This window comes from Chromobacterium sphagni (assembly GCF_001855555.1).
Taxonomy (GTDB): Bacteria; Pseudomonadota; Gammaproteobacteria; order Burkholderiales; family Chromobacteriaceae; genus Chromobacterium; species Chromobacterium sphagni.
Genome location: NZ_MKCT01000001.1, coordinates 1,090,994 through 1,107,473 on the forward strand (window position 1 = coordinate 1,090,994; position 16,480 = coordinate 1,107,473).

At 58.9% G+C, this 16,480-nt stretch carries 12 protein-coding genes; 6 read left to right on the forward strand and 6 right to left on the reverse strand.

Annotated features, from left to right (window positions below; all coding sequences use genetic code 11):
- Nucleotides 1-80: 80 nt before the first annotated feature.
- From BI344_RS05255 to BI344_RS05265, 3 genes are all read right to left on the reverse strand, one after another.
- A complete protein-coding gene (locus BI344_RS05255; RefSeq protein ID WP_071111859.1) occupies nucleotides 81-2,555 on the reverse strand; it encodes a DEAD/DEAH box helicase family protein in 2,475 nt (824 codons plus the stop codon).
- A gap of 936 nt (nucleotides 2,556-3,491) precedes the next feature.
- A complete protein-coding gene (locus tag BI344_RS05260) occupies nucleotides 3,492-4,826 on the reverse strand; it encodes a HipA domain-containing protein (RefSeq protein ID WP_206600326.1) in 1,335 nt (444 codons plus the stop codon).
- A 67-nt stretch (nucleotides 4,827-4,893) separates the two neighbouring features.
- Nucleotides 4,894-5,265: a helix-turn-helix domain-containing protein gene (locus tag BI344_RS05265; protein WP_071111860.1), complete on the reverse strand. Its 372-nt coding sequence runs from the start codon at nucleotides 5,263-5,265 to the stop codon at nucleotides 4,894-4,896.
- A gap of 500 nt (nucleotides 5,266-5,765) precedes the next feature.
- Here BI344_RS05265 and BI344_RS05270 point away from each other — a divergent pair, with 500 nt between their 5' ends.
- On the forward strand, nucleotides 5,766-6,698 hold the full coding sequence (locus BI344_RS05270; protein ID WP_071111861.1) for an IS5 family transposase: 933 nt from the start codon (nucleotides 5,766-5,768) through the stop codon (nucleotides 6,696-6,698).
- Nucleotides 6,699-7,013: 315 nt separating this feature from the next.
- Here BI344_RS05270 and gyrB read toward each other — a convergent pair whose 3' ends face one another.
- The 3 genes from gyrB to dnaA form a co-directional block, all read right to left on the reverse strand.
- On the reverse strand, nucleotides 7,014-9,404 hold the full coding sequence (gene gyrB, locus BI344_RS05275) for a DNA topoisomerase (ATP-hydrolyzing) subunit B (RefSeq protein ID WP_071111862.1): 2,391 nt from the start codon (nucleotides 9,402-9,404) through the stop codon (nucleotides 7,014-7,016).
- A 134-nt stretch (nucleotides 9,405-9,538) separates the two neighbouring features.
- Complete coding sequence (dnaN, locus tag BI344_RS05280; protein ID WP_071111863.1) at nucleotides 9,539-10,648, reverse strand: DNA polymerase III subunit beta; 1,110 nt, start codon at nucleotides 10,646-10,648, stop codon at nucleotides 9,539-9,541.
- Between the two features lie 49 nt (nucleotides 10,649-10,697).
- On the reverse strand, nucleotides 10,698-12,098 hold the full coding sequence (gene dnaA / locus BI344_RS05285) for a chromosomal replication initiator protein DnaA (protein WP_071111864.1): 1,401 nt from the start codon (nucleotides 12,096-12,098) through the stop codon (nucleotides 10,698-10,700).
- Nucleotides 12,099-12,431: 333 nt separating this feature from the next.
- On the opposite strand from dnaA, the gene rpmH reads away from it, so the two are divergent.
- The 5 genes from rpmH (at nucleotide 12,432) to mnmE (ending at nucleotide 16,274) form a co-directional block, all read left to right on the forward strand.
- Nucleotides 12,432-12,566 (forward strand): 50S ribosomal protein L34, encoded by a 135-nt coding sequence (gene rpmH / locus BI344_RS22705; RefSeq protein ID WP_048408088.1) that lies wholly within the window; start codon nucleotides 12,432-12,434, stop codon nucleotides 12,564-12,566.
- A gap of 5 nt (nucleotides 12,567-12,571) precedes the next feature.
- Entirely contained in the window at nucleotides 12,572-12,937 is a 366-nt protein-coding gene (rnpA, locus tag BI344_RS05290) for a ribonuclease P protein component (RefSeq protein ID WP_083338758.1), read from the forward strand.
- Entirely contained in the window at nucleotides 12,913-13,122 is a 210-nt protein-coding gene (gene yidD / locus BI344_RS22710) for a membrane protein insertion efficiency factor YidD (protein WP_083338759.1), read from the forward strand. Before rnpA ends, yidD begins: the two co-directional genes overlap by 25 nt.
- An 18-nt stretch (nucleotides 13,123-13,140) precedes the next feature.
- A complete protein-coding gene (gene yidC / locus BI344_RS05295) occupies nucleotides 13,141-14,769 on the forward strand; it encodes a membrane protein insertase YidC (protein ID WP_071111865.1) in 1,629 nt (542 codons plus the stop codon).
- 152 nt (nucleotides 14,770-14,921) lie between these two features.
- On the forward strand, nucleotides 14,922-16,274 hold the full coding sequence (gene mnmE / locus BI344_RS05300; RefSeq protein WP_071111866.1) for a tRNA uridine-5-carboxymethylaminomethyl(34) synthesis GTPase MnmE: 1,353 nt from the start codon (nucleotides 14,922-14,924) through the stop codon (nucleotides 16,272-16,274).
- Nucleotides 16,275-16,480 lie beyond the last annotated feature (206 nt).

The following is a 16,480-nucleotide window of genomic DNA, read 5'->3' on the forward strand; positions in this document are numbered from 1 at the left end:
AGCCAAACTGTGAAATAGCGTTCAAACGTCATCAGGAAGGGGCCAACGTGATGGCCCCTACCCCGGACGTTTCTGCTTTATCACTTCATCACAGGTAACTTGCTGATGATGGACGAACCATTGAGACCCTGCTCGGATAGCTTCTTGGCAACGGTGGCTGGGTCAGTAAACAGGGGGCCATCGTAAGTTAAGCTAAGAATCACCTTCCGCAGTCGATCTAGCAAGTCCATCAGTGTGGCTTCGTTCAGCAGTCGCGGTCCGTATGCGATATCTTCTACGCGGTCTGCAGCGGTTACGTTCGTAGCGAATACCGGGACCGGTTTGGGCATACCTGCTGTGATTTGTTCGTCGCACCATTGGGTGCTCAATACAAGCTGCGCAGCATCAGTTTTGTGGATTGGTGCCTTTTTCTCGCTCTTCGCCTCGATACAGGCACCACAATCGTCGAATAGCCATAGCGTATCTGGTCCCCGGCCAGTTTCCTTTTCCGGTCGACTGCTCTCTGCTCCCAACAGCTTGCCTAGCTCATGCAGCCCCTGCTCAACGATTTCAGCGACATTCCCGAATGAAAGCTTCGCTTTCACCTCGTCCAAGCGAGCTAACGCTGCGTTCGCAGAGTCGTATGGACTGAACAATTGGCAAACCGCAACAGCTTGATCGGAGAGCCGAGTGAACTTGCGATCAGCGACCAACTCCGGCCGTGGAAACTTTGTGTTTCCGACAAACACGGCCTTGTACGCCTCCGAAGCCTGGGCAGGGTCAAACTGGTTCAGGTATGTCGCGACCCAATAAAGAAGCTCTGCCTTCTGAATTGGATGCAGGGGGCCATTCGATGCCTCGCGAAGGCGCGTGACAGCCCCCTGAAAGTTTTTCGCCTTTGCTATGCTCCATCCATCGCGCAAGGCCAGTGCGGCCGCTTCATGCGCCGTCAATGCTGTTGGACGAGGTTTCTTACCTTGCACGTTTACGCGCGCCCTGTGGGCATCTTTCCAGCCCTCATTCCGGGAAAGTAATGCACTGGCCATTTCGGCAATGATGGCAGTAATTGGCTTTCCACCAAGCCCAGCTTTGCTGGCAAGCTCCCGGCCGAGATCAACTTGCAGACGCGTTCGGTCTTCCAGCAAGGTTGACACGTTCTTTCGCCCGATGAAGGCGGCAATGTCAGATCCAACGAGAAGGACCGCAGCGTAGTCCGCGCTGGAGCGTACAGCCCTTCCTAAAGCCTGCTCGAACTTGTTAACAGTACGAACCTCGTACTCGGGACTATCCTTTTGCCGGTAAGCATCGACCTGATCGATGATCCGATCTCCACTGGGCACTCCATCGATCACAAGGATGCGGCATGCATTATCAGGCAGATCGACACCGTCAAATCGCTGTGCAAAGACGTAGTAGTTCTTATTTGTTGTACGAAGCTTCTCAAGAGCAACATCTACGTCTTTGGCCTGCGCCAGAACAGCTCCGGTATCTTCCCAGGTCTTGGCCTGCGCAGCCGAGGATGTGAGCACCACGACATTTGTATACTGTGCCAGATGCGCACAGGCAGCCGCGATATCCTGTTTCTTACTCTCGGGATTGATGAGTGAAGTCGGCAGGATCATGCGCTCGCCCGCTCCCTCATCCTCCATGGGCTCGATCAACCTGGCGTATGCAGCGGGATCACAGCCTAAGACAGAAATCAGGCCAGAGATGTCCTTTATACTTGCAGACATGAACAAGCGGTGCTTGGCACCAGCATACGCTGGCACGTCTTCCACAGGTGGGATCTGGAGTGCAATCTCTGCCCCTATTCCCGAAATGCAGCACCGGGCGAGTTCTATGTAGCGGGCAATGTTGCCCCAGGTGAACAACAGGGGCGGCTCGTCCTTGCCGGGCTCAAGTAACCGCGCTACCTGGCCGCTGATACGCGACCAGACCCAATAGGGTACTTCATACCTAGAGCCTGGATCACCTTGGTCTATTCCCGCCCACGTTGCTGCATCCGTTTGCTCACAAAGTGGTCGGAGTAGGTTCCGCAGAACAACAAAGTATTCGGGCGGCACCTGTACCGTGAAGGACTTGCGTACCCGGTCTGAGCCCGCGTGCACATCGTCCATGATGATGGTTGAAGGTCGAATCGAATTAGACTCAAACACTGAATTCGCCGTGAATAGTTTGTCGTAAGTGCAGACCAGGACGGCTTCTCCGCTCAGTGCATCATAAGGCAGCCCATTCCTAGGAAATGTAGAAACGGGCACTCCGATGGCCTGCCCCGATACCATAACCTGCTCCAGCAGCTGCGTAGTTGGGCATAGGTAGACGACAGGGTCACCCTTGTACTTCCGTCTCATCATCTCTGCATATACTAAGCCCAGCACTGTTTTACCTGATCCGGTGCTCAACTTCATAATGACATCGTGGTGATCTAGTTGAACATCCAAAGCGGCTAGAGCAGCAACCTGAGCTGGACGCAAGCTTGTGTGGGTGGTTTTACGGTCCAGTTGCTTGAAAAGCTCGAGCAAGGTGGCTGGCACCTCCGAGGATGAGTTTTTTGCAAGCGATCCGAAGTCGAACATTCAATTCTCCTGATGTTTTGTAAGCGGTACTCAGCATGCACAGCGTGTGACACGCTTACAAGACATAGGGGAATCTTGGAACTCGTATCCTCGATAGGATCTTCCCCTGTCTGCTTGGCAAACCTTATGGGGGTTCCTAATTCAGGCTATTTCTTGGGCATCTGGTTCGTTACTAAGCGTTTCAGCGAACAGATACACAATAATCATATTGTGCGCATTGAGTGCTGAGCCACAATGCATGAAATATTTTATATGCATGTTATGCATAATCCAAGCCGGGTGGTATCGTGCCCAGATATCGGTGCAAACCAGTCGCAATTTAAGTAACGACACAATGGTCGCTATGGCCGAAAAGCGGTAGTTTGATCAAACGTAAAAAACCCACCGGATTGCTCCGGTGGGTTTTTCATTATCGGTGTCAGCATTTTTTCACTACCTGACACAACGACACTTTTGGTGTCGCCCTACACTGTAGGTGGATGAATAACTTGAGAATCCTTAGCTTTTCCGAACAAGGCATTACGGCCGGTATGGCCGCATAAGATGGGAAAACCAGACGCGTAAGCTAAGAAATTTTCTCGCAGCCTTTCCAAGAGGTGCCGCGGGGGTAGCAGAGAGTCAGGCCGTACCATCAGCATGCGTGGTCACCATCAACGGTGATGATTCAAAAATCACCTGTAGTACAAGGCGATTTTAGCTTGTTTTCCCTGATGGGAGTAGTCAATCTAAGACGATTCAGTATTGACGGCAGGGTGTGCGAAGGTGTTTTGTCATCCTCTACCTGAGGTAAGCTCCGGCGGAGTACATCGCCTCAGTAAGTTCGTCAGTTGGGAGGACCTCGGCGTGGATAAACCCTGGCGGGAAGGGCAGACTGGGAAGCGGTGACCTTCGAAAAACGAAAGAGGTATCCCGCCCGATGTTGGCGTCCCTATCGCATCAGGCCAGTTGTTGAGCCATCTCTTGGATGATGACATAGACTATTGTACGGACCAGCCGTTCCTCGCCGTTAAGCCGGTGGGCCAGTTCAGAGCGGTGTTGCCTTAGATGGGCGTTTTCGGCCGTCATCTCATCGTGCAGCTGCTTGGCCTGTTCGAAAATTTGCCCCTGCAGATTGTTCAACACCGTTTCGGCAACTTTAGCAGGCAAGCCCACCTTCACGCCGGCATCTACCAGAACCTTCCGACTCATCTGCTCGAGCCGCACCACGCCTTCATCCAGAGGCCATGCCATTTCCCGGTGCTTCCAATTCGCTCCCCCTTCATCGCGAACAGCATCAGTCTCGTACACGGCCTCGGACAGCAGGTCGTAGGTTGGTGTCAGGTCAATACCGCTACTGGTCATGAAAAAGCTCAGGTTCTTCAGGTGGGCGTCGGTATTGCCGACCAGCACGTTGAATACCAACCACTCGAACAGTTTCAGCCGCACCTGAGCTTGGATACGACAGCGCCCGACGAAGGACTGTAGTCGCTCCAGACTGCCTTGACTGTATTTGTAGATGGCTGCCAGATTATCAAGCTGACAAGCATCAATGATGTGCAGCCGCTCCCAGGACCCGTTCTTTTCTACACGGTCGAAGCGCTCAACTAGGTAGACAGGCAACGGTGTGTAGTGTCGATAGACCGTTGGCACCTTCAAATGAGTGTTTCGCAGCCGGCTCGCCAGCTTCATCACGAACCACTCGTTGATGACCGAGTGTGGGTAAGCCGGATGCTCATGGTTTGGCTTCAAGATGTGCGTCGACATGGACGCCCCTTCGGGCTCGTACAGCACGCCATCCTCATACACCACCGCCAACTTGTTCTGGGCCCCGGCCAGCGACATCCGCTTGAGAGCCTCATGGGTGAGCGGCAGCCGCGGCAGGTCCTCGATGCGCCGAGTTAGATTGGCATCATCTAATAAGCGGCGCTGGCCGCCGGCAGGAACTGCGGTCCCTATTGGCAGTAGCGTCAACGAGCCGGCCGATTCCTCTCCGTAGTGCTCGAGTAGCCCGAATGCATCGCCGGTTGTCACGTTCGCATCCTTGGCTAGAGCCTCGCGGTGTGCGGACTCTGGTAGCAGGTTGTCGAAGTACCACTGTACCGGACGGTGAGTCGCACCATCGAGCAGTTGCTCCTCCTGAAGTGGTAAATGAGGGCTGAGTGGGAAGGCCGAGTCTAGTTGGAGCCAGCTCGAGTCGTACTGGAACGACCACACATTACCGGCCTCGGCTAGGTGGCCAACTATCTGGCTGTTGATGTAGACCATCAATTGTCGACCGTTCAGCTGCATCATCACCCTTTCTGATGGGGGTTGGTCCCTTTGGCTATCCGCAAGCTGGGCACTCGCGGAAGTATTGCATTTACTTCGTCGACGGGAGTTTCCCACAGTCAGCGAACGCCTCTTCATCTCCCTCTATCCGCCCCCGTAACAAGCTAGAGTTCGTCCTCCGCGCTGGGTTGGCCCTCTTCGCCTGGCGGTTTTTCTTCTCGGGCAGGGCCAGTTGCTCCGCGGCTCCGTCCGGGAGGTCGACAATAACTTTGATACCGAGGGCCTCGAGCACGCCAAACAGCTTGCCCCACTGCATGGTGTCCGCGCCGTTCTCGAGCCGTCCCATGAAGTTCTCGCTGACACCGAGCATTTCGGCAAATAAGTCCTGCCGTATCGCTTGGTGTTTACGGGTTGCGCGTACCAATTTGCCAAGTTGGTCGGGGGAGTCGAGCTTAAATTTCATCAGAACCTCTCAAGGGTTAACTGCAGGATTCCTTGATGTATGGCGGATTATATCTGTTTGCCGGAGCATACTGATATTTTCCTCATCCCGTGAAGGATTATAGCCTAGCCCGGCGAGAGGCATGAGATATTCCTCATTCTGTGGAGGATTTTAATGGAGATAGAAAAGGCACAGCACTTTTCCTGCACATAGTGAGGATTTTGCTCCTCTGGAAAGCATGGAAGGAGATTTTCCTTAGTATGTGAAGGATATTGTGGCATGTGGTATGTCAAACCTCGGCTGTCTGATGCCTGTCGGATTGCCGCATTGAGCCCGTTATTTTTGTCTGAAAAGTGTTCTATTCAGTGTGTTTTTGTCTGAATTTTGTAGGATTCTGACTATGACGAAGGGGAAGACGCCAGGGGTCAGGTACTGGCCCGTGCCCGCCAGATAGTCACTTTGGCTTCCTGACGGCTTTGTTGCACAAATACTCCCCCACCGCAGCTTGGTAAGATAGCGGCATGACCAAGCCCGCTCCAAAACGCTACCGAACGACCAACTGGAAAGCCTACAACCAAGCCCTGATCCAGCGCGGCTCCCTGTCCATCTGGTTGGACACGAGCATGTCATGGCGGGCAACGCGACAGGGCAAACGAGGCCGGACGCAGGCCTATAGCGATGCCGCCATTCCATTCTGTCTGACCATCAAGAACCTATTTGGACTGCCTTTGCGGCAGACCATCGGTTTCATTCAAAGCCTGCTCAAGTTGGCGGGACTGGACTGGAGCGTCCCGGACTACAGCACGTTGTCCAGGCGGCAGCAGACGCTGCAGGTCAGCATCCCCTATCAAAAGCGTTCAGGCGCGTTGCATATTCTGGTGGATAGCACCGGGATCAAGATGCTGGGCGAAGGCGAGTGGAAAACCAAGAAACACGGCGCGGAATACTGCCGGCAATGGCGCAAGGTGCATCTGGGCATCGATGCGAAAACCCTGCAAATCCGTGCCATGGAGGTGACAGACAAGCGCCAGGGCGATGCGCAAATGCTGCCTTCGCTCTTGGTGCAAATCCCGGCCGATGAGCCGATAGCCTGCGTGAGTGGCGACGGGGCTTTCGATACCAAGGCATGTCATGAGGCGATTGCCGCGCGGGGCGCAATCGGGTGCATCCCGACGCGCAAGAATGCGCGGCCGTGGAAAGGAAGTTCGCCGGGTGTGCTGGCTCGAAACGAGATTCTGCGGGCCACCAAACGGCTAGGCAGGGCGATCGGGAAACGCTGGAGCGGCTACCATCGCCGCAGCTTGGTCGAAACCAAGATGCATGGCTTCAAGTTGCTGGGTGAAAGAGTGACAGCCCGGTGCTTCGATGGCCAAGTGGCAGAGCTGCAAGTGCGTGCTGCCATCTTGAGCCGCTTCAGCATGCTGGGCCGTCCGTGCACGGTGGCTGTGGCATAAATCTGTTTGGGGAAGGGGGAAACTCGCCCTGCCTGGGATTTGTGCAACAGAGCCTACTGCATACCTCTGAGGCTCCGGCTTGATCGCTCCGACTAAGCACATCCATGCATCGGCATCCATAATTACCGGGGGGAGATGATGGATAGGCCCTGACTAGGGCTCGGCAACGTTTTCGCTATGTACTTGCCGTATGTTTTAGAAATGAAAATGGCCTCCAAACTTGGAGGCCATCCTTCTCACCGCGTAGGCTGCGTGTGAAATCCCAAAAATCTAGAAAAGTGGGAAAAATCTAGATATTCGTGGGATCCTACACCCTTACACGTCGATATTCCGCGCAATCAGCGCGTTACCCTCAATGAACGCCCGGCGCGGCTCCACGTCGTCGCCCATCAGGGTGGTGAACACGTCGTCGGCGCCCATCACGTCCTCGATGCGCACCTTCAGCAGGCGGCGCACGGTCGGGTCCATGGTGGTTTCCCACAGCTGTTCCGGGTTCATCTCGCCCAGGCCTTTGTAGCGCTGGATGTTCATGCCCTTTTTCACTTCGGCCAGCAGCCAGTCCAGCGCTTCGCCAAATTCCGCCACCGGGCGCACGGTTTCGCCGCGCTTCACCTGGGCGCCTTCGCGCAGCAGGTTGTTGAGCAGGTCGCCGGTCTTTTTCAGTTCCGCGTAGTCGCCGCTGTCCAGGAAGTTCTGGTCCAGCACCGTTACCAGTACGTTGCCGTGCAGCTTGCGGATGACCTTGATCAGGTGGCCGTCGTTCTTTTCGTCGCGCAGCAGCTGCAGTTCGATGGCTTCGGGCGGCAGTAGCGCTTGCAGCGCGGCGATGCAGGCGGTGGATTCGGCCTGGCTTTGCAGCGACAGCGGGCCGCTCTTGAGCATGGCTTCCAGCACCAGCGGGTCTATCACGCGGCTTTCGCGCTCTATCACCGCGCGGGCCAGCAGGAACTGGCGGGCGATTTCGGCCAGGGTATCGCCGGCCAGCGGCGCTTCGCCTTCAGCGGGGATCAGCTCGGCTTTTTCCAGCGCCAGTTGCAGCAGGTACTGGTTCAGCTCGTAGTCGTCCTTCAGGTAGCGTTCCTGTTTGCCGTGCTTGGCTTTATACAGCGGCGGCTGGGCGATGTAGATGTGGCCGCGCTCCACCAGCTCCGCCATCTGGCGGTAGAAGAAGGTGAGCAGCAGGGTGCGGATGTGCGCGCCGTCCACGTCGGCGTCGGTCATGATGATGATGCGGTGGTAGCGCAGCTTGTCCGGGTTGTATTCGTCCTTGCCGATGCCGCAGCCCATGGCGGTGATCAGGGTGGCCACTTCCTGGCTTTGCAGCATCTTGTCGAAGCGGGCGCGTTCCACGTTGAGGATCTTGCCCTTCAGCGGCAGGATGGCCTGGAACTTGCGGTCGCGGCCTTGCTTGGCGGAGCCGCCGGCGGAGTCGCCCTCCACCAGGTAGAGTTCGCATAGCGACGGGTCTTTTTCCTGGCAGTCGGCCAGTTTGCCGGGCAGGCCCAGGCCGTCCATGATGCCCTTGCGGCGGGTGATTTCGCGGGCCTTGCGCGCGGCTTCGCGGGCGCGGGCGGCTTCCACGATCTTGCCGCAGATGATCTTGGCGTCGGCCGGGTTTTCCAGCAGGTAGGTTTTCAGCGCTTCGCTGATCACTTCGTTGACTACCGGGCCGATTTCGCCGGATACCAGCTTGTCCTTGGTCTGGCTGGAGAACTTGGGGTCGGGCAGCTTGACCGACAGCACGCAGGTCAGGCCTTCGCGCATGTCGTCGCCGGTGGTGTCCACCTTGGCCTTCTTGGCCACTTCGGTTTCTTCGATGTAGCCGTTCAGGGTGCGGGTCATCACCTGGCGCAGCGCGGTCATGTGGGTGCCGCCGTCGCGTTGCGGGATGTTGTTGGTGAAGCACTGGACGTTCTCTTGGTAAGAGTCGTTCCATTGCATCGCCACTTCCACCGTCATGCCGTCCTTTTCGCCGATGCCGTAAAACACCTTGGGATGCAGCACGTTCTTGTTGCGGTTCATGTATTCCACGAAACCCGCCACGCCGCCGGAGAAGGCGAAGTTTTCTTCCTTGCCGGTGCGCTTGTCCAACAGCTGGATGCCCACACCCTGGTTGAGGAACGACAGTTCGCGGATGCGCTTGGCCAGGATGTCGAAGTGGAATTCCACCAGGCCGAAGGTTGCTTCGCTGGCGCGGAAGGTGATTTCGGTGCCGCGGTGGGTGGTGTGGCCGGTGACGGTGAGCGGAGCCACCGCGTCGCCGCGGTTGAATTCCATTTCATGCACTTTGCCGTCGCGCCAGATTTTCAGCTTCAGCCAGTCGGACAGCGCGTTGACTACCGATACGCCCACGCCGTGCAGGCCGCCGGAGATCTTGTAGCTGTTGCTGTCGAATTTGCCGCCGGCGTGCAGGATGGTCATGATCACTTCCGCCGCCGACCGTCCTTCTTCATGGTGGATGTCGGTGGGGATGCCGCGGCCGTTGTCTTCCACGGTGATGGAGTTGTCCGGGTTGATGATGACCTTGATGGTGTCGGCATGGCCGGCCAGCGCCTCGTCAATGGAGTTGTCCAGCACTTCAAACACCATATGGTGCAGGCCGGTGCCATCGGAGGTGTCGCCAATATACATGCCGGGGCGCTTGCGCACGGCATCCAGGCCCTTTAGAACCTTGATACTGTCCGCGCCGTATTCTTGATCGCTCATAACTCAAACTTTCCAAATGGCGGCGGCCTGGCGCGGCGGGGGTGTTTTCCCGCCGCTAAGGGCGCGCTGCCGGTCATTCTTAAACCCGGTTGGGAGGCCTGGGCCTCCCGCTCACATCACTGTCTGCGCAAGGATCAGATGCGCATCGGCATTACGATGTACTTGAAGTTGCTGACGTCCGGTATGGTGAACAGCGCGCTGCGGTTGGAGTCGCCAAACGCCAGTTGCAGGGTGTCGGCCGGCAGGTTGGTCAGCACGTCCAGCAGATAATTGATGTTGAAGCCGATTTCCAGGGTGCCGCCCTGGAAGGCGATTTCCAGTTCTTCTTCCGCTTCTTCCTGTTCGCTGTTGGTGCACAGGATGGACATTTTGCCCGGCGCCAGCACCAGCCGCACGCCGCGGAATTTCTCGTTGGCGAGGATGGCGGCGCGCTGCAGCGCGTGCAGGAATTCCACGCGTTCGATCAGGAAGATCTTTTCGTTGTCCAGCGGGATCACGCGGTTGTAGTCGGGGAACTTGCCGTCCACCACTTTGCTGATGATCACGGTGGCGCCAAAGCTGAAGCGCACCTGGTTGGCCAGCACTTCGATCTTGATTTCGTCGTCGCTGTCCTGCAGCAGCTTGTACAGCTCGATGATGGTCTTGCGCGGCAGGATCACTTCGGCCTTGGGCAGGGTGGCGGTGACGTCGGCGCTGGCGAAGGCCAGGCGGTGGCCGTCGGTTGCCACCAGGCGCACCTGGTTGCCGTCGGTCTGCATCAACAGGCCGTTGAGGTAGTAGCGGATGTCCTGCACCGCCATCGCGTATTGCACCTGGGAGATCAGGCGCTTGAGTTCGCGCTGGCTCAGCGTGAAGCTGGAGTCGCTGGCGTTGCCCACCGACAGCAGCGGGAAGTCTTCCGCCGGCAGCGTCTGCAGGTTGAAGCGGCTCTTGCCGGCCTTCAGCGTCAGGCGGCCGCCGTCTTGCTGTTCCAGCGTGACGGTGGCGTTGCCGGGGATGGCGCGCAGGATGTCCTGCAGCTTCTTGGCGGACGTGGTCAGGCGGAAGTCTTCGCCCGGCAGTTCGTCGGCGCTGGCGGTGGTGATCTGGATTTCCAGGTCGGTGGCCAGAAAGCCCACCTGGCCGCCCTTTTTCTCGATCAGGACGTTGGACAGGATGGGCAGGGTGTGACGACGCTCGACAATGCCGGTGACTGCCAGCAAGGGCTTGAGCAGGGCATCGCGTTCGGCTTGCAGGATCAGCATGTGGCGGGCTCCCGTAGGGTAGTGAAGAGTCGGTTCATGGTTGAGTCATTCAATTGCGCAGCATGGCCAGCAGCGTGTCGTAATCGTGGGCGATGTCGGCGTCGTGGGTGCGCATTTCATTGATGGTTTTGCAGGCGTGGAGCACGGTGGTGTGGTCGCGGCCGCCAAAGGCGTCGCCGATATTGGGCAAGGACAGCTGGGTCAGCTCCTTGGCCAAAGCCATGGCCACCTGGCGCGGCCGGGCGATGTCGCGGCTGCGCTTCTTGCTGTGCATGTCGGACAGCTTGATCTTGTAGTACTCGGCCACCGTCTTCTGGATGGCGTCCACCGTCACCTGGCGGTTGCCGGCGGCCAGAATGTCCTTCAAGGCTTCCTTCACCAGCTCCAGCGTGATGTTCTGGTTGGTGAAGCGGGCGTAGGCCACCACGCGCTTGAGGGCGCCTTCCAGCTCGCGCACGTTGGAGCGCACGTTCTGGGCGATGAAGAAGGCGACGTTGTGTTCCAGCTTGATGCTGTCGGCCTCGGCCTTCTTCATCAGAATGGCCACGCGCATTTCCAGCTCCGGCGGCTGGATTTCCACCGTCAGGCCCCAGGAGAAGCGCGAGATCAGCCGCTCTTCCATCCCTTCAATCTGCTTGGGGTAGCTGTCGCAGGTCATGATCACCTGCTTGCCGCCCTCTATCAGCGCATTGAAGGCATAGAAGAATTCTTCCTGGGTGCGGTTCTTGCCGGCGAAGAACTGGATGTCGTCTATCAGCAGCAGGTCCAGCGAGTGGTAGTAGCGCTTGAATTCGTCAAACGCCTTGTGCTGGTAGGCGCGCATGATGTCGGCCACGTAGCGTTCGGCGTGGATGTAGCGGATCTTGGCCTGCGGGTTCTTCTGGAACACGTGGTTGCCGATCGCCTGGATCAAGTGGGTCTTACCCAGGCCGACGCCGCCGTAGACGAACAGCGGGTTGTAGGCCTGGTCGCCCGGATTCTCGGCGATCTGCATCGCGGCGGCGCGCGCCAGCTGGTTGCCCTTGCCGGTCACCAGGGTGTCGAAGGTGAAGGACGGATTCAGGCGCGTGCTTTCATGGCTGCCGCCTATGGCCTTCACCGCCGCCTGCTTGGCGGGGGAGGGGGCGGCCGGCGTGTTGGGCGCGGCCGGAGCCGGTTTGCTCTTGGCCGGCAGGCTGTTGGCCGCCGGCTGCAGCGGCTTGGCCGAAGGCGCGCCCAGGCGCAGTTCCACCGGGCATTCGCCAATCAGCTCCACCGCCAGTTCTTCAATGCGGCCGAGGAAACGGTCCTTGATGAACTGCATGATGAAGCGGTTGGGCGCCAATAGCGCAACGCCCTCGTCGCCGGCTTCGGCGGTGAGGGGCTTGATCCAGGTGTTGAACTGTTGTGAAGACAGTTCGGCCTCCAGGCGAGCGAGGCAAGCAGGCCAGAATTGATCCAGTTCGGTCATTACATACACGCAAGTGAAAGCGAAAAACCCGCTGCCGGCGCAAGGCTCACAACAGCGGGAGAAGCCGTCTGCGACCTTTATAGAGCAAGGCGGCGCAGGCGACGAGTGTTCGGCATGGAAGCGGCCGGCAAGCTGCGGTGGTTGAGCGCGGCGGGTTGTGGGCCCTGGGTGCGTTCATTTGTTGTGCAGCCGGACGGCAACGATAAGCCCAGACATTCTAACGGTTTTTTACAAAGTTATCCACAGGGCGGGAGAAAATTCCTCGTTGACAAAGCTGCGGATTTCGAGTCAAATCACGCGTTTATTTCCGTTTCGAAACAGGAAACCCATATCATGAAACGCACTTATCAGCCTTCCAATACCCGTCGCAAACGCACTCACGGCTTTCTGGTCCGCATGAAGACCCGTGGTGGCCGCGCCGTTATCGCCGCACGCCGCTCCAAGGGCCGTAAGCGTCTGGCCGTATAAGCCCCTTGTCGGCTTACCGCTTTCGCCGTGCGCACCGGCTGTTAAAAACGGATGAGTTTTCATCCGTTTTTAGTTTGCGGCAACAACGCAGCAATGTGTTCTTCCAGGTATACGTCCGCCCCAACGGCCTCGACCATCCCCGCGTAGGGCTGGTGGTCGGCAAGAAGGTCGCCAAGCGGGCGGTGCGCCGCAACTACATCAAGCGCTGCGTGCGCGAGTGGTTCCGCCTCAACCAGCAACAGCTGGGCGGCGTGGACTATGTGGTTCGGGCCAAGCTGGCATTCACCCGGGCACAACGCGACGAAGCTGTCACAGCTTTGTCGGCTCTGTTTGCTAAACTGGCACGATGTCACGCATCCTCATCCTCCTGATCCGCTTTTACCAGCTGGCTATCAGCCCGTGGCTGCCGCCGCGCTGCCGCTATCAGCCCACCTGTTCCAGCTATGCGATCGAGGCGGTGAGAAAACACGGTGTACTCAAGGGCGGCTGGCTTGCAGCCAGACGCATCGGACGTTGCCATCCCTGGGGCGGCAGCGGCTATGACCCGGTTCCCTGAACTTTCCGGTATCGAGAGATGGATTCCAAGCGACTCATAATCTTCGTTTTACTGTCCGTGGGCATTCTGTTTGGCTGGAATGAATATTTCATGCCCAAGCACAGCCAGCAGCAGGCGGCCAAGGCTCCGGCCGCAGCGGGCGCAGTCAATGCGCAGCCGGCTGATGTCAACAAGCTGATCCGCGGCCAGCGCATCCACGTCAAGACCGACCTGGTCGAGGCCGAGATCGACACCGTGGGCGGCGACCTGCGTTCGCTGGCGCTGCTCAAGCACGCCGCGGCGGAAGAGCACGGCAAGCCGTTCCAGTTGTTCGAGGACGACGCCAAGCGCACTTACGTGGCGCAAACCGGCCTGGTGGCCGCCAGCAACCCGGCGCTGCCCACCCACAAAACCGTTTTCACCTCCGCCCAGTCCAGCTACCAGCTGACCGGCGACAAACTGGAAGTGAAGCTGACTGCCCCGGACGCCAATGGCGTCAAGGTGAGCAAGGTCTACACCTTCACCAAGGGCAGCTATGAAATCGGTGTGCGCTACGACATCGTCAACGGCGGCGCCGCTCCGGTAGCGCCCACCGCCTACTACCGCCTGCTGCGCGACAGCCAGGCGCCGGAAGGCGAAGGCCGCATGGCCCACACCTATACCGGCCCGGCGGTGTACACCTCGGAACACAAGTTCCAGAAGGTGAGCTTCGACGATCTGGCCAAGGGCAAGGGCGACTACGCCAAGACCACCACCGACGGCTGGGTGGCGATGGTTCAGCACTACTTCATGTCCGCCTGGATCCTGAAGCCGCTGGACGCCGCCACCGTGTGCAAGGACGACAAGTCCTGCCGCTTCGAGCTGACCGAGACCAATGGCCTGAACTCCGCCGCCGCGCTGGTCGACTACGCCACTATCGCCCCGGGCAAGAGCCTGAGCGTGAGCGTGCCGTTGTACGCCGGTCCGGAAGAGTACAGCATCATCTCCAAGCTGGCCGACGGCATGGAGTACGCCAAGGACTTCGGCATCTTCTACATCTTCTCCTCGCCGCTGTTCTGGCTGCTGGTGAAGCTGCACAGCCTGGTGAACAACTGGGGCTGGGCGATCATCCTGCTGACACTGACCATCAAGGCCGTGTTCTACCCGCTGACCGCGGCGTCCTACCGCTCGATGGCCAAGATGAAGGCGCTGGCGCCGCGTCTGGAACGCATGAAGGAACAGTACGGCGACGACCGCATGAAGTTCCAGCAGGCGGTGATGGAGATGTACAAGACCGAGAAGGTGAATCCGCTGGGCGGCTGCCTGCCGATGCTGATCCAGATTCCGGTGTTCATCGGCCTGTATTGGGCGCTGCTGGCGTCGGTGGAACTGCGCGGCGCGCCGTGGGTGCTGTGGTATACCGACCTGGCCCGTCCGGACCCGTACTTCATCCTGCCGGTGCTGATGACCGCCACCATGTTCCTGCAGACCTTCCTCAATCCGCCGCCGGCCGATCCGATGCAGGCGAAGATGATGAAAATCATGCCGCTGGCCTTCTCGGCGCTGTTCTTCTTCTTCCCGGCCGGCCTGGTGCTGTACTACGTGGTCAACAACGTGTTGTCGATGAGCCAGCAGTGGTATATCAACCGCAACATCAACAAGCAGAGCAAGGCCGCGCTGCAATCCTGATTGCCGCGACAGTCTGCCGCTTGACCCCGAAACCCGGCCATTGGCCGGGTTTTTACGTTGGCGGCGCGAGATGCCGGCAGCCCCGCCGGGCTTTTTGCTGGATAATTGAGCCATGACATTGCAGCCGGCCGCCGGTTGCGCAAGGAAACACGATGAACCTCAGCTACACCCCCGCCACCATCTGCGCCGTCGCCACCGCCCCCGGACGCGGCGGCGTCGGCGTGATCCGCGTCTCCGGCAAGGACCTGCTGCCGTTCGCCGCCGCCATCAGCCAGGGCAAGACGCCCAAGCCGCGCTACGCGACCTACACCGACTTCTTCGACGGCCACGGCCAGGCGATAGACAACGGCCTGTTGCTGTACTTTCCCGGCCCCAACAGCTTCACCGGCGAAGACGTGCTGGAGTTGCAGGGCCACGGCGGGCCGGTGGTGATGAAGATGTTGCTGTCGCGCTGCGTGGAGCTGGGCGCGCGGCTGGCGGAGCCGGGCGAGTTCACCAAGCGCGCCTTCCTCAACGACAAGCTGGACCTGGCGCAGGCGGAAAGCGTGGCGGATTTGATCGACGCCAGCAGCGAAACCGCCGCCAAGAGCGCGCTCAAGTCTCTGAAGGGGGCGTTCTCCAAGGAAATCCACGTGCTGGTGGACGAGCTGATCACGCTGCGCATGCTGGTGGAGGCGACGCTGGACTTCCCGGAGGAGGAGATAGACTTCCTCAAGCAGGCCGACGCCTTGGGCAAACTGATGCGTCTGCGCGACAGGCTGGTGCAGGTGCAGGCCACCGCCAAGCAGGGCGCCATCCTGCGCGAGGGCATGCATGTGGTGCTGGTGGGGCAGCCCAATGTCGGCAAGTCTAGCCTGATGAACGCGCTGGCCGGCGACGACATTGCCATCGTCACCGACATTGCCGGCACCACCCGCGACACGGTGCGCGAGGAGATCGTCATCGACGGCGTGCCGGTGCACATCCTGGACACCGCCGGCCTGCGCGATACCGACGACGTGGTGGAGAAGATAGGCATAGAGCGCACCTGGCAGGCGGTGGAGCGCGCCGACCTGGCGTTGTTGCTGGTGGACAGCCGCGAGGGCCTCACCGCCGAGGTGCAGGCCATCCTGGAGCGGCTGCCGCCGGCGCTGCCCAGGGTGCAGGTCTTCAACAAGGTGGACCTGTCCGGCGAGGCGGCGGGGCTGTCGGTGGAAAACGGCCACCCGCTGGTGCGCCTGTCGGCCCGCACCCACCAGGGCGTGGACGTGCTTAAGGCCAAGTTGTTGGAGATGATAGGCTACAGCGGCGCCGACGAAGGCGTGTTCCTGGCGCGTCAGCGCCATCTCGACGCCATCGGCCGCGCCGCCGAGCATCTGGAGCTGGCGCACGCCGACTGGCAGCAGGTGGAGATTTTCGCCGAGGAGTTGCGCATGGCGCAGAACGCCTTGTCCGAGATCACCGGCGAATTCTCCGCCGACGATCTGTTGGGGGTGATCTTCAGCCGCTTCTGCATCGGGAAATAACTTGATGTCCAGCATCATCCCGTAACATCCATAAACCCCGCTAAAACCCTTGTCATTGTTACATTCTTTCGTCCAGCAGCATCCGACGATGTTCATAGACAGCCAGATTTTTTAGGTACACACTTAGGCACACACGCGATAGTGGTGTCTTTTTTGTGTACCTAGCTTGGCTGTTTTTTCTTGTCTATTGGCTAATTGTTAATGAC